The following is a 12222-nucleotide window of genomic DNA, read 5'->3' as shown; positions in this document are numbered from 1 at the left end:
AAAGTTACTCTGTTTTAAAAAAAGTGAAATCATTAAACGCTAACAGACCTTCGAACTCTACCTTTCCATCAAACAAAACGTTTCCTTCGTTCGTATATATAACTCCGATACCTAATATCTGATCTCCTGAAATACGCCCCTTAAATGTGGTACCATCAGGAAGTCGTAATTTTCCAGTATCCAAAGTTTGAGTGCCAAAAGTTCCTTCATAAAATACTTTCCCGTGTTCTTTTAATATCCCCCTAACAATACTGGCCTTCTCGAATCTACCTTCTAAGGTTATTCCCCTCTCGGCACTGAGTTCCATCACACCTTCTCCATGGGGAAGTCCATTTATCCATTGCCCTTCATAAAGGATCGTCATATCCTGTGCGAATAATGTTCCATGACCGTTTGGCTCCTTTTCCGTGTTCTGTTCTCCTATGTAGACAGACCCCCAGAAGAAACCAATGCCCATCGTTCCTGGTAATTTTTTAGTCTCGTGTTCAACATAAATTCGAATTGGTTCTAGATGACCATCATCCTGTGGACTTTCAAAATCAATTCGAACTGTTTGATCCTGCGAAACCCATTGATTCGTTGCTCCGATTTCTTTTACGAAGGAAAGCGGGACATAGGTTGTCTTCTTCCGAACAACGACCGGTGCCCCCATGTTTTTTCGCTTTCCATCTAGAACGAGATACCGAGACCCCTCTTCCATATCTTTACCGGCATAGAGCAGTATGGTTTTGTTTCCCTTTCTGATTAATACATGTGCCGTACTATCTTCATATTCAACTTCCATACCTAAATGAGTAACAATCTGTCGTAATGGCACCATAGTTTCACCGTTTAGGCGAAAGGGTGCATAAGAAGAGAAATCTAATTTTTTTCCGTTAATTAGAATATTAATGGGTGTGTTCACCTTCTTCTGAAGAATTGTGGATGATTCGGCTGTACATCCGGCAAGTAACAGGACGGATGTAAGCCCAAATGCAATGCTAATCATTTTCATTAACTTCGACTCCTTTATTTGTCTGTGTAATTTCAGATTCTGAGGATTTCATTGGTTATTTAATTGTAATTTTATTGTACCTGAACGCCCATTTTGTGTAAACAATTGATTACAGTATAACTGTAATCAATATTAGGTAATTTTAAAAAATCAAAAAAATAATTATCATGATCGATTCATGGAACAAATATCACCGCCGAAATACTCTCCTTAAGCAGCATCAGTATATTGAATTTCAATTCCCTGAACTAAACACGATCGTCAAAAGCTGGGTAAGGTGTCCGATTATAAATTGTTTCGTCTGTTCCGTCTGTCCTTCATCTTTTAGAGCATACCGAGTCACATTACAACCACAATGTATGTGGAATGGTGACCAATGCATAATTCTAATTCCGCTCAGTCCCGAGTATCCAAGGAAGCGGGATTACGGCAGCCGAAAATATGACTTCTATATTCTGACTATTGGAGCAAAGTCGAATTTATTTTTGGGTTGCAAACTAAGTATAAGATGCCATTGACTATTCCTTTACTTTCCTTTACCGTGAAGTAAAGTAAAGTAAAGGAAAGTAAAGATTGGAGGGGTACTAATGCCAAAGGTTTCGAGTAAGGGGCAAATCAGATTTCCCGCTCGTTGGCTGAAAATCATGGGCGGAATAAATACTGGGGAATGGGTGTTCTTTCATATCCATAAAGAAGATCAAATCGTTTACGTTACGAAAGATAGCGGTCACAGCAGTTTTTGTACGCAAATGCTTGGGAATAGCGTTCTGACGATCCCTAATGACATTCGCAAATTGTTTAATATTAAGCCGGGGGACGATCTGGAACTCGAATACGATGCTGATAAGGAAGCACTCTACTTCAAAAAACATTCAACGTTGTTGACATGCCCTACATGTGGTGGCCACGGTACTGTAAGCAACTGGAGAAGAAACGCATTATCAAGTATCGATCTCAATCAAAGAACATGAGTTTCAGTAAGTAACGCAAAATCAGGCAAATTGTTGAATAGGAGGATGTCCAATACTTCTTGGACGTGAAATTAGGAGTTTTCCTTGGAGGCGAACATAACCGAGTACTAGTCAACAAATCTATTATACATAAAGAACGTTTATCCGGTCGTCACACACTGACGCATCCAGAATGGCCATCGCAGTGTGTCAGCTTGACAACAAGGATAATTGACCAGGAGATCTATTTGAGCTTCCAAGAAGGGGGATTCGGACTTTCTTAATGGTTTCAGCTAGCATCCGAGCTGAATCGAGACGAAAAGATCGAGCTAACCCACTTTCAAGAAAAGAGATAAACAGATAAAATCGAAAAAACAATGGGCTTAATTAAAGATCGATTTGAAGAGACTTGGATCTTTCAAGCACCAGCTCATTGACTCCAGCAGGTCAAGCTACCGAAAGTGATCGAAGAATAGGGAGACATTATATATAGACCCTCTGGGGCTCCTCAGGGGCCTATTTTTCGTTAACAGAAACTACTCACGAATTTTTTCACAATTTCTTTTTGTTTTCCGGTCTGCAACTGATGAACAAAGTCCAATATCAAGATTGTAATCAGGTCTTCCAAGGTCATTTGAAACGGAGCATACATCTGTTCTAAATCATACAATATGATCTCTGCGCGTAAGGCTACTTTACGAGGTATCTCGAGCTGCAGTTCAAAATATCTACGACGCCGTACCCGCTCCCGCTCTCTAAGCGCATTATGTCCAGGTGCAACCTCCACCCATTCTTTCACTTTTTCTTTCGTCGATAGATATTCTGCTCTTCTGCTCATTAGATTGTTTTTCAATTCTTCCAATTTCGTATTCGTAGATGTTACACGAAGAAAATCTTTTACAAGCAGTGCGGTCAATTCAATCATTGAAACTTCATATTCCCGATCAATAGATTCCATAACATCTTCTAGAAAAACTTCAGCTCGAAGAAGATCATATTCAGGTATTTTTATATTCACTGGGATATATGGATTTTTCTTTGTGGTTGAGGAGAAAATTGTACTAAACAAACTCTTCGTTTGAGATTGTAGTGTTCGAACCTGCATCCCTTCTAATTCTGATCGAATAATAGAGTGTTTCGACATATATATTAACCCCCATAGGAAAAGTTATTTTCGTTTTTACTTATTCTATGAATATGCGTTACTACCCAGGTTTAATTCCTATATTTTTTGGAAATGCTAGAATAGTAAATCGAGTCCATATAGGAGGTTCCATTATGAAGAATCAATCAACATCACTAACGCGCGGTGATGCACTATCATTTGCGAAACTATTGAAATCTTCCCATAGGGAGTTAGGCATAAAGGGTCATATTCTTAAACCAAGCAAAAGCAAAAAAACTACTAAATAGACACAAAAAAGATGTGCCGGACTCTTATAGCCGGCACATCTTTTTTTCATTAGCATGAAGCTAAATTTCTCTACTTATTTTATTTCCTTAAAGAATCACACTACAGTTACAAACAACAACAGCAAGACTTGAACAGATTACAGTACCAAGACAATACCCTATATCATAAAAGAAAAACTATACCATCTTGTTCTTTGTCTCAATCCTATCCAAAATATAAGGAATCAAGGAAATTCCTATAATTATACCGCTACCAATTAAAGAAACCTGCATAGGTAGATCGCTACCCATTATTCTTAAAGCAGTCCCAGCACTCATACTTAAAATAAAAAACATTAGACTGCAAAAAATTCCAAACAATACAATAATCATATTTACCCTCTTTTCAATTGTATTAATATGCTCAATGATAAATATAAGTGAATATCCTCAATCGTTAAGTACCATCCAGTAGCAGGATGCGTGTTACTTTAACTACTGAAGCTATCCCCGCATATTTTGATTGACAGGTACTCTTGGAAAATTAATCAAGCTATTAAGAGCGCTAAATATATTGAATTTTCGGAAACATTCTTATCAATAGCCTTTTCGGATATCATTCCAACGACCTTTATCTGCAAGCCACTCAACAACCATGTCGGAGCTCCATCCCTCAACATCAATCAAACTGTGGATCTGTGCATATAGATCATCAATAACCCTCTCATAGCGCTGCTCAATTTCTTTGTTTGCGCTGTCATTAGGTATAATTCTGGTAATTGACAGGTACTCTCGGGGATTAACCATGCTAGTAAGAGCGTTAAAATATATTGAGTTTTCGGTACCATCCTTATCAGTATCCAGTACGGTAAAGGTTTCAAGGTGCTTTTCGATTCTTCTAAAACCTTCTTTTGTATATTCTAATGTTACAGTTACTGTCCGGAAGAGATCTAATTCTTTATTATCATCTGCTTCCCACTCTTCGATTTGTGAATCTCGAATAGTTTCCTTGTACATTTTTGCCTTATTCTCATCCAAGAAAACTCGTTTAATTCGGTATTCAGAATAACTTCCAGAAGTAACTATGTAGACGGTTGTCATTTTGAAATCTCCTTTATGTTGCAGTTTATTTGTGTCCTGACATAAGGGACTTTTTATTGAAGTAGCCTGTTCATAATATTCCTCAAATGGGGTCTCCTTTTTGATCTGTTAGAGACTGCACTTGATCGAATCCATATCCATTCCTCCATTGTGAATATTTCTTCTAAGGCATACTTAATATTCTACAGGTGTTTATTAATATTCCTGGGGTTAGCAATCTCATGGCTGCCTTTATAAAATTCCTTATTCTCTTCAAGATCTTTCGAAATTAACATTACAAGAAAAGTAATAACTGAAATTAAAACGCCTGTTCCAATTGACACGATAAACAATAATTTGGACAAATGAGGGAGGGTTATATGCTTGAACATGAAGAATGATGTAATTGATGTTAAAAGTGAGGCTATGAAGAAGGTTTTTAGACAGAACCACATTTTTTTCATTATCTCACGCCTTTCTTAAGATAGCTCCTTTTTTTATGCTTTCATACCCTTACACTTCAGACCATTTTAACAATCCCCCTGATGCGCTATTTGTATTGTTCAATACATTAAAGATCACTAGTTTGTTCATGTATTCTCTTCTCCCCTTATACCTCTAGCGTCAAAATAGCTGCAGTACATACGGCATGTGGCAAGTCACTTTACGCATACCGTCCCATGTCGTTGAAAGTCTAAGGTGTGCATACTCTTCTTCCGTTGAATATCTCCATCCAAGAACATCCCTAGCGACAATGATGTCCATCTCTAATCCCGGTTTCATTTCAAAGCATTTCATGTCTCTGCCCCCTTATATGTTCAGTGCAGCCAGTATTCCATTTTTTAGATGGCTTCCGGTGCAGTCAATTCGTGTTAATTCTTCGTACCGCCCTTTATTTCAGCCAAAAATCATAAGTCACCATCGCTATTCCCAAAATCATAAGCACAAATGATAAAGTATCTAGTGTTTTATTCCAAACCTTGACGAAATCATTATCTAACAAGTGAATCATGTCTCCTTCACTATATGTATCAATATGACATTGCATGGACATCAAGTGCATTGCGAAGGCGGGAATTAATATTATTAACGCTCATTGTTTGATAAAGTAAAACATTCATGCTAATATTGTTTTATAAAGTAAAACAAAGAGGGGCCGATCAACATGGAAAAAGAACTGAGAATAAATATCTTACGTATGACCGAAAACGCAAACTGGGCTAAAGAAGTAATGCCTACTATGATAGAAAAAGGTTTGCACGTACTAAATAGTGAGGATGCCCAACAAACTATCAAAGATAAAGGAAGAGATAAAGTAATCTCTTACATCGCATACAAATTGGTTGACCAGTATTATTGATTGATAGATCAACCGACAAGCCGGAGACACCGGATGAGGTCGAAAGGCAACATATAATGAATACGGCTGATGATTACATCAACTCTTTAAACGAAGAGTATGGACTTTCCCTAACAGGACTGAGCCCACATCACGGGACCAAAAAAATCCCAAAAATTTCTACTAGGATCATTGTTAAAGACTTCGGAAACGGTCTTGGTAGAGTTGTGTACGTCGATCTGCAAAATAGACTTATAGCAACAAATGCGGAACCTCTACTTGTCGGACTAGCAGAAGCTGCTGCAATGCTTGAATGGTCTAAGCAACAAGTATCTGTATATATCTCCAGAGATAAATTTCCTGAACCGATAATGAGACTTGCAAGTGGTCCACTATGGACAAATAACCAAATTGAAGTGTTTCGAGATTCCCTAAAATAAGTCCTTCGTTTTTTTAGCATGCCGTATGCGTCAATTACATATCTTAACAAACGGCTGGTTTTCAAAAGTTCCGTAATAGTAGGATTCTAAAGTAAAAGGTAATGACCTATTTTCTTCTTGAATTAGGTATCTAATTGCTTCATCCCATGTTAGATCTTCATAGTCTTCATAACTTACGACTGGCTTCCACTCTCTACATACTCTGAATTGATATTTGTCCGTTTCTTCTTTTTTTATTGTCAGTGTTTCTCCTTTAACTACAAGTTTATCTTCATATAGATAACCTATATTGAACTTACCACTATTCCCTATTTTTTTTGATTCCTCATTTGAATTAGCTGATGAATGAACCAATATTTCCATTTCAAAATTGCCATCATGCAAACCGACTGTAGTAAAAAACTCGTTCATAAAAACACTCCTTATTTCCCGCTAAAATGCTCAGTTTCTTCATATTGTTCAGTAGTGGAATGTCGATTCTAGCAAATCATCCATTTCCTCTTGTGATCCTTCACGCCAAGTGGTTTCAATACGTTGCAGTTTTTCAGCTTGCTCGATTAACCATTTGACATGTGTATCTAAAAGTCCATTATCTTTCTTTTTCTCATGCTGGCCCTTGATGATTTTTAAGGTATCAATCATTTCACTTTCGTGCTTATCTAGAGATTCGTTATTTTGCTGTAATAATTCTATTACCCATTGACATGGATTTTGTCCATTCACTTACTTCACTCCTTCACAGCTTGAGTCTTCATTGAACTGCGATACTGTTTCTTTTTTCTGCAAGTTGTACTTTATCTGTCTATTTCGATATACCTTCTTACTGGGCATTAGTGCTACATTATTCCAAATCATATAGATGTAGAAATTTTTCTTAGCGTACAACTCTAAATCTAAATGATCATATATCTTGTTCTTGATAGTCGAATATAAAATAAGTAGAAATACCGTCAGTATAATCAAGGTTTTCGTCTTCCCAATCTCCAACGTCTGCGCTAGAAGCTAAATATCTTTCTGCGTTTGTTTTATTGCGCATTACCATTACTGAAACGTTCCCCATGCCATTCACTCCTTTATATTTTGCGTCAATCCGGTCCCCAGACCTTGTCTTTGCCGCAGCGTAAGCAATAGCTGTGCCAAATGCCTCTCTTATTGATGATCTTATGTCCTAGCAATTTGCAGATGATTTTGCGCATGAGATACGTACACCTTCCTTAGCTATATGCGTCTTAAATACACCAGCACCTTCAGCTCAGTGATCCCTTGAAACACTATTCTGATACCCTTCCACCAGCTCATACTGAAAGTTCGTACACGTCTCCAGGTACCGGTCAGTTCCATATCCCAACTCATGCTGCAGGAGAATCTTGTTGCGGCCAGAACATACGGGTAATTACTCAAAATGTCTCTTTCAATCTACATTCTTTTTCCTAATAATGATTTCGTTTTCCAATGAAAGCCTGAATATATTCATTTCTTGTATATTTATATTGTGCAACAATAAAAACACTGGTTCATTTCTGTACTGAATAATCACTTCTTCATCACTTATTTGCTTCAAATGTGGCAAGATCTCCTTAATTTCAAGCACGGTTGTACCTTCATTAATTTCGTGTAAATCTTGATATACATTATAGTTGCCAGCTTCATTTTCAAAAATATAATAATCATTTCCAACTTTATGTCCTTTTAAAGCGAAACCATTGTTATTAATTTCCATAAATCATGCGCTCCTTATATTCAATACTGAGATCTCTCCATGGTTGCTTATCATGTGATATGTACCCCATATTACGATTTGAAGGGGATTCGATGAATCCAAAGGATCTATTTTCATTGCGGCTGTCTATACCTCCAGAGAAGCAGCAGGGTCAGTGCAGTACGGTGCGAATTGATGCCATTCTCCGTAATCCGGTTCGTTCTTCGGGCGGTTGAATCACCATCTATTTCTGTAGATGCTATCGAAGTGTTTCTCTGTTCTGCCGATTACAACCTCTACTATGGCATCGTCCAGTTCTAATTCGCTCATAGACTGCGACTGTGTTCATGTCGGGATCTTCATACTGCGTAAAAAAGTATTTAATCTGTATCCTTAGGAAATTTAATTCTAATTCGCTCTATAAAAGATAGTGCTGCAATTACTCCAGTTGCCATTAAAAGAGATAGAATGAATTTCCACACTGTTAAGTCCCCACTTTTAGCAGCTGAAAATATCATAAACGGATACGTTACAACCACAAGTGTAATACAAGCTTTATTGAAAAAATTCATTATGAACACAACCTTTTTTTATCTACTTCTCAGTTTAGATCTACTTTTAATTTCATTAATGCTATTACTTCCAGCTAATCCACTCCTCAGTGACTTCATATAACCAGTAACGGTGACAGCATGAGGAACTACCTCTTCCAACTATCCATCACAAAACATAGAAATAACCTTACACTCGCGTTCCTTTCTTACGGTCCCATTTACCAGGCTCATAAAATGATGGTGCAGATTTGTAGTTTTCATCAACTCGTGCGGATCCGGGAGGTGTCTGGATATCAAACGTCTTACGGAAACCGACTTTAACTGGTTCTGATTTAACAAGATTCGGTCTATACTTTGGTTTCTTCCTAAATAATTTGAACATAAGAACACTCCCAGAATTTATTTACTTCGCTATATGAGTCTTCTAATCCATGTCTTCTAATCCATGTCTTCGCAATGCATCACATAGTATCTAACGAATGTTCGTAATGATTTTACCAATTCGCTCGTCTACCTTATCACGCAAGAACAGTAAGGCTTTTAATGACATTAACTCATTTTTGAGCATTTGGTTTTCTCACTCAGAGACTTCAAATCTTTCTATTTCTCCCAACTGCCCAGAAACATGAATTGTTTTACCAACTTCAAAAAGCTGAGGGTATTCATTAACCACATCATCACTAATCTTATATCGTTTGCCCTTAATCACCAGATATTTATTAGTGAGATAGAAAGCACCAAATAGTCCCCCTTTCTCGCGTGCTACAACTTTCGATTCAATCACACCAACGAAATCAAAACGACTTGCAACTGTTTTTCTATAATCTTTCACAACACAAGTAATGAGCCAAGCCACAATACCCAAAATAATAATTAAAAACATAATAAATATAATAGTTTCTTTGTTTCTGAATAATGATTCTTCTTTTTCCATGTTTATCATCCGATCCTCCTTTGTTGTATGAGTCTACTACTATTTACGAAAGGATAATTTTATTAGTTACTGGCACGACTCCAGCGCAATCACGTTCCTGTTAATCACTGAGTATCATTACACATTGGGATTCCGTGTGAATTCAGTCTAGGAGTATAGGCAGTAGAAGCAGATAAAGCGATATATTGACATCCAGTTTGGTTATCATATAGAACCCACCCTCGTTCACCATCACCCATGTACTCCGTTCTAAATGTCCCTTCCAGGGGTGACTTCTCTTCTTCAACAGAATCACCAGATTGCGAGCTAACTGGATTTACATCGCTTATGCTGCAGGATGATAAAAGCAACATAAATGCAATTAAGAATATTGCTTTAATTGATCTCACTTGATATCCCTCCAACCAGATTCCAATTGAATTAGCGTATCCTCCCACAGTTTGTTGGGTTCTGTGTCTCTATTATGAATTTTGCAATTTCTATACAAGAGTATAAAAGTTCCATTAGATTCAATTACAAAATCAATAACCCACCAAAAATGCAAATTACCCGCAATTCCTAGAACCTCTTTATAATCTCTTGTTTTGTTAATAGTAATCGTCATCTTTTCTTTTTCGCTTAGATTAGCTTCGCTGATTGCATCTCTTATTTTAAATAAAATGTTAAATTTCTCTTTGTATTTCTCCATCTTTTTGTGTGAAATATACTGATCCCAAGTGTAATTTGTAATTTCCAAAGTAAAATCCTCTCCTCCGGCAGCCCGTTTCTAATTCCTCAAAATCTAGATAAACAACCTCGGCTATCCTCTCTCTGCCATACAATATCGTTAATCGGCATTAAATCGTAGTTCATTGGTTATCTCCGTCCTTAACCTTATAGGCGTGGGATCCTTCAAATTCATCTACATGCTGCCATTGTCTGTACCATTCCTGTGCGTGTGTATCAAAAACTGCCTGATGCTCATCGCGATTGTTGACCACCCACGTTTTTTCATGGTAACTATACTCGGGATGTTGGGTTTTCAGATCGTCGATCTTATAACTCCCGCTAAGCTTCCGTTCTCCGACTTTCCATATATTAATTTTTTCGTTCTTAAGAATGACAGAAGCATGCACCTCATGTGGGTAAACATCTAACCAGTGCGGCATCTATTCGCCCTCCTTGGGTGCTGGGGCAGCCGGTTCTACAATTGGTGTCCAATGCGTGAGGTAATCCGGGTAATCAGCATCGAGTGGGGTTCCACAATACGGCGGTTCTTCAATCGGAAAAGTCCACCACAGTACCGTTCCAATATCTTCATGCCAGTCATCTAATGTTCTTGCGGTAGATTGTTGTTTGATCTCTGGTGTGGTTGGCGTATCTGGGAATAGGGTGCTATAATCTGCTGCAATTCGTGCTACGTCCTCATTGTCCTTTGAGGTGCTCATTACCAAACATCCCATTGTATCGCTCAGCAATTCTTTTAGCCGTTGTTCCCGTTCTCCGCGCTCTCTGGCTTCTTGGAGCCAGTAGGGAAGGGCAGTACGGGATTCTGAGATTAAATGACCCACCGGACCCCATCCGACTTCTTGGACTAATACTTCACCATCTCCGTTTACCAAGTCTTGATACTTGGGGTGAATAATCCACGGTCCCTTTGGTGCCGCCTCGCACATCTCCATATCCTTTTTCCAGTCCCTTTGTATCATTGGGCTACCTCCCGTACCTCAAGAGCTTCATCCCACATTTTGGCTTCAGCCTCCTCAGTATCTTTAATTATTTGGTTGTATGCCGCTTTCTCCTCTTCAGATCCCTTGATAAGCTCACAGTCCGAGAAATACTCGAAATCGTTGCCAAACAAATGGTAGATGCTATCCGGTTCTTCGCTTCCCTCTTCAAACATTCCGGCGCATTGGTCTATACCGCCACCCAAATCGTCATCATATTCGAACCATTGAGGAGTCATCATGACGATTTTACCAATAAGGTGGATGGAGTTGTGATCTTTGCACCATCGTTCCCCGAACTTCACGCTGTCTCCGGGTTCGAATTTATTATTTTGATCCATGCTTATATCCTCCTTGTGGGAGAGGAGGGCTATTAACCCTCTATGTCCCTGTATCTCCGAACTGGGTAATATACTTTTACTTTGTTGCTATATCGTTAAATATGACGTATAGCATCCCAGCAAATATAAGTACTGCCATAATGATCGAAAAAATCATGCCTTTCTTATCTATGTCCTGCATTGTTTAAACCTCCTTCCTACGCTGTATGCGTCTAACATTCACTACACACCGCTATATTCATTAAGCATCTTAATGTGTCATATGAATTTCACCTTTAGGATCGAAGTTTTACGTATTTCCTCTTTATGAACCATTTCCGCCTGATAACCCGAAGCCTGAAGTTTTGAAATTAATGTCTCAACCACTTTGCTATTTTCCACAATTTCTTGTGGGGTTGGCTGAATTTCATCTTCATATTTAGCGCGTTTAATCAATTTTTTGATTTGAAGATTTTTTAATTTTTTTTGCCTGAAGTAAAAAGCATCGAAAATAGAATATTTATAAAAATGACGGAGAATAGCTGTTTCAAGATAGAAATGTCCTGTATGATTCCAACGTATAGATATTTCTATCTCTTTTTCACCTCTCTTTAAATTTTGACGTAAATAGTTATTAATATATTCATCATTTATGATTTTGGGGAATTCCACCTCAAAAGCTTCTCTCGCTATCTGTACAACCTCTGCGTGACGTTCAGAAGCTTCTTTCTTAGCGTTGGTAGCTTCTTGGGTTAGATCTTCGTTTTTTTTGATTTTTTCATACATATTTCGATCACCTCCTGGTACTTAAATA

20 protein-coding genes are annotated in these 12222 nt (G+C 37.9%); 4 read left to right on the top strand and 16 right to left on the bottom strand.

Annotated elements, in window-relative coordinates; translation table 11 throughout:
- Nucleotides 1-4 precede the first annotated feature (4 nt).
- A complete protein-coding gene (locus CA598_RS06135; RefSeq protein WP_094875916.1) occupies nucleotides 5-994 on the bottom strand; it encodes a stalk domain-containing protein in 990 nt (329 codons plus the stop codon).
- 587 nt (nucleotides 995-1581) lie between these two features.
- Here CA598_RS06135 and CA598_RS06130 point away from each other — a divergent pair.
- Nucleotides 1582-1965: an AbrB/MazE/SpoVT family DNA-binding domain-containing protein gene (locus tag CA598_RS06130; RefSeq protein ID WP_094875914.1), complete on the top strand. Its 384-nt coding sequence runs from the start codon at nucleotides 1582-1584 to the stop codon at nucleotides 1963-1965.
- Between the two features lie 505 nt (nucleotides 1966-2470).
- Here the strand turns inward: CA598_RS06130 and CA598_RS06125 are convergent.
- From CA598_RS06125 to CA598_RS32170, 4 genes are all read right to left on the bottom strand, one after another.
- Complete coding sequence (locus tag CA598_RS06125; protein WP_094875913.1) at nucleotides 2471-3088, bottom strand: hypothetical protein; 618 nt, start codon at nucleotides 3086-3088, stop codon at nucleotides 2471-2473.
- 446 nt (nucleotides 3089-3534) lie between these two features.
- Nucleotides 3535-3729, bottom strand: a complete 195-nt coding sequence (locus tag CA598_RS06120; RefSeq protein WP_094875911.1) for a hypothetical protein — start codon at nucleotides 3727-3729, stop codon at nucleotides 3535-3537.
- Nucleotides 3730-3933: 204 nt separating this feature from the next.
- Nucleotides 3934-4437 carry a hypothetical protein gene (locus CA598_RS06115; protein WP_094875910.1) on the bottom strand — a complete coding sequence of 168 codons (504 nt, stop codon included), beginning with the start codon at nucleotides 4435-4437 and terminating at the stop codon, nucleotides 3934-3936.
- A gap of 603 nt (nucleotides 4438-5040) precedes the next feature.
- Nucleotides 5041-5214, bottom strand: coding sequence for a hypothetical protein (locus CA598_RS32170; protein ID WP_179283601.1), 174 nt, complete (start codon nucleotides 5212-5214; stop codon nucleotides 5041-5043).
- A gap of 367 nt (nucleotides 5215-5581) precedes the next feature.
- Here CA598_RS32170 and CA598_RS06105 point away from each other — a divergent pair, with 367 nt between their 5' ends.
- Both CA598_RS06105 and CA598_RS06100 read left to right on the top strand, forming a co-directional pair.
- On the top strand, nucleotides 5582-5776 hold the full coding sequence (locus CA598_RS06105; protein ID WP_094875906.1) for a hypothetical protein: 195 nt from the start codon (nucleotides 5582-5584) through the stop codon (nucleotides 5774-5776).
- A complete protein-coding gene (locus tag CA598_RS06100) occupies nucleotides 5773-6195 on the top strand; it encodes a hypothetical protein (protein ID WP_094875904.1) in 423 nt (140 codons plus the stop codon). Before CA598_RS06105 ends, CA598_RS06100 begins: the two co-directional genes overlap by 4 nt.
- A 30-nt stretch (nucleotides 6196-6225) precedes the next feature.
- Here the strand turns inward: CA598_RS06100 and CA598_RS06095 are convergent, their stop codons facing one another.
- From CA598_RS06095 to CA598_RS06085, 4 genes are all read right to left on the bottom strand, one after another.
- Entirely contained in the window at nucleotides 6226-6606 is a 381-nt protein-coding gene (locus CA598_RS06095; RefSeq protein WP_094875902.1) for a hypothetical protein, read from the bottom strand.
- Nucleotides 6607-6654: 48 nt separating this feature from the next.
- Nucleotides 6655-6918, bottom strand: a complete 264-nt coding sequence (locus CA598_RS06090) for a hypothetical protein (RefSeq protein ID WP_094875901.1) — start codon at nucleotides 6916-6918, stop codon at nucleotides 6655-6657.
- Nucleotides 6919-7096: 178 nt separating this feature from the next.
- Nucleotides 7097-7255: a hypothetical protein gene (locus CA598_RS32165; protein WP_179283600.1), complete on the bottom strand. Its 159-nt coding sequence runs from the start codon at nucleotides 7253-7255 to the stop codon at nucleotides 7097-7099.
- A 351-nt stretch (nucleotides 7256-7606) separates the two neighbouring features.
- Nucleotides 7607-7915, bottom strand: coding sequence for a hypothetical protein (locus tag CA598_RS06085; protein ID WP_094875899.1), 309 nt, complete (start codon nucleotides 7913-7915; stop codon nucleotides 7607-7609).
- Between the two features lie 92 nt (nucleotides 7916-8007).
- On the opposite strand from CA598_RS06085, the gene CA598_RS32890 reads away from it, so the two are divergent.
- A complete protein-coding gene (locus CA598_RS32890) occupies nucleotides 8008-8130 on the top strand; it encodes a hypothetical protein (RefSeq protein ID WP_256990372.1) in 123 nt (40 codons plus the stop codon).
- 895 nt (nucleotides 8131-9025) lie between these two features.
- Here the strand turns inward: CA598_RS32890 and CA598_RS06070 are convergent.
- The 7 genes from CA598_RS06070 to CA598_RS06040 form a co-directional block, all read right to left on the bottom strand.
- Nucleotides 9026-9382, bottom strand: a complete 357-nt coding sequence (locus CA598_RS06070; RefSeq protein WP_143812393.1) for a hypothetical protein — start codon at nucleotides 9380-9382, stop codon at nucleotides 9026-9028.
- A gap of 104 nt (nucleotides 9383-9486) precedes the next feature.
- A complete protein-coding gene (locus tag CA598_RS06065) occupies nucleotides 9487-9771 on the bottom strand; it encodes a hypothetical protein (protein WP_094875892.1) in 285 nt (94 codons plus the stop codon).
- Nucleotides 9768-10118 carry a hypothetical protein gene (locus tag CA598_RS06060; RefSeq protein ID WP_094875890.1) on the bottom strand — a complete coding sequence of 117 codons (351 nt, stop codon included), beginning with the start codon at nucleotides 10116-10118 and terminating at the stop codon, nucleotides 9768-9770. Before CA598_RS06060 ends, CA598_RS06065 begins: the two co-directional genes overlap by 4 nt.
- A 112-nt stretch (nucleotides 10119-10230) precedes the next feature.
- On the bottom strand, nucleotides 10231-10530 hold the full coding sequence (locus CA598_RS06055; RefSeq protein ID WP_094875888.1) for a hypothetical protein: 300 nt from the start codon (nucleotides 10528-10530) through the stop codon (nucleotides 10231-10233).
- Entirely contained in the window at nucleotides 10531-11070 is a 540-nt protein-coding gene (locus CA598_RS06050; protein ID WP_094875886.1) for a hypothetical protein, read from the bottom strand.
- Complete coding sequence (locus CA598_RS06045) at nucleotides 11067-11429, bottom strand: hypothetical protein (RefSeq protein ID WP_094875884.1); 363 nt, start codon at nucleotides 11427-11429, stop codon at nucleotides 11067-11069. Before CA598_RS06045 ends, CA598_RS06050 begins: the two co-directional genes overlap by 4 nt.
- Nucleotides 11430-11687: 258 nt before the next feature.
- On the bottom strand, nucleotides 11688-12194 hold the full coding sequence (locus CA598_RS06040) for a hypothetical protein (RefSeq protein WP_094875882.1): 507 nt from the start codon (nucleotides 12192-12194) through the stop codon (nucleotides 11688-11690).
- Nucleotides 12195-12222 lie beyond the last annotated feature (28 nt).

Origin of the sequence: Paenibacillus sp. VTT E-133291, from assembly GCF_002264395.1 — a bacterium.
Taxonomy (GTDB): Bacteria; Bacillota; Bacilli; order Paenibacillales; family Paenibacillaceae; genus Paenibacillus_AQ; species Paenibacillus_AQ nitricinens.
The sequence above is the reverse complement of the archived record's forward strand: the minus strand, read 5'-3'. Positions and strand labels throughout refer to the sequence as shown.

Excerpts from the sequence above, each read along its gene's own strand:
- CA598_RS06050 (WP_094875886.1), bottom strand. The coding sequence starts at position 11,070 with ATGATACAAAGGGACTGGAAAAAGGATATGGAGATGTGCGAGGCGGCA.
- CA598_RS06070 (WP_143812393.1), bottom strand. The coding sequence starts at position 9,382 with ATGGAAAAAGAAGAATCATTATTCAGAAACAAAGAAACTATTATATTT.
- CA598_RS06120 (WP_094875911.1), bottom strand. The coding sequence starts at position 3,729 with ATGATTATTGTATTGTTTGGAATTTTTTGCAGTCTAATGTTTTTTATT.
- CA598_RS32165 (WP_179283600.1), bottom strand. The coding sequence starts at position 7,255 with ATGGGGAACGTTTCAGTAATGGTAATGCGCAATAAAACAAACGCAGAA.
- CA598_RS06105 (WP_094875906.1), top strand. The coding sequence starts at position 5,582 with ATGGAAAAAGAACTGAGAATAAATATCTTACGTATGACCGAAAACGCA.
- CA598_RS06055 (WP_094875888.1), bottom strand. The coding sequence starts at position 10,530 with ATGCCGCACTGGTTAGATGTTTACCCACATGAGGTGCATGCTTCTGTC.
- CA598_RS06085 (WP_094875899.1), bottom strand. The coding sequence starts at position 7,915 with ATGGAAATTAATAACAATGGTTTCGCTTTAAAAGGACATAAAGTTGGA.
- CA598_RS06135 (WP_094875916.1), bottom strand. The coding sequence starts at position 994 with ATGAAAATGATTAGCATTGCATTTGGGCTTACATCCGTCCTGTTACTT.
- CA598_RS06125 (WP_094875913.1), bottom strand. The coding sequence starts at position 3,088 with ATGTCGAAACACTCTATTATTCGATCAGAATTAGAAGGGATGCAGGTT.
- CA598_RS32890 (WP_256990372.1), top strand. The coding sequence starts at position 8,008 with ATGAATCCAAAGGATCTATTTTCATTGCGGCTGTCTATACCTCCAGAG.
- CA598_RS06040 (WP_094875882.1), bottom strand. The coding sequence starts at position 12,194 with ATGTATGAAAAAATCAAAAAAAACGAAGATCTAACCCAAGAAGCTACC.
- CA598_RS32170 (WP_179283601.1), bottom strand. The coding sequence starts at position 5,214 with ATGAAATGCTTTGAAATGAAACCGGGATTAGAGATGGACATCATTGTC.
- CA598_RS06095 (WP_094875902.1), bottom strand. The coding sequence starts at position 6,606 with ATGAACGAGTTTTTTACTACAGTCGGTTTGCATGATGGCAATTTTGAA.
- CA598_RS06115 (WP_094875910.1), bottom strand. The coding sequence starts at position 4,437 with ATGACAACCGTCTACATAGTTACTTCTGGAAGTTATTCTGAATACCGA.
- CA598_RS06130 (WP_094875914.1), top strand. The coding sequence starts at position 1,582 with ATGCCAAAGGTTTCGAGTAAGGGGCAAATCAGATTTCCCGCTCGTTGG.
- CA598_RS06045 (WP_094875884.1), bottom strand. The coding sequence starts at position 11,429 with ATGGATCAAAATAATAAATTCGAACCCGGAGACAGCGTGAAGTTCGGG.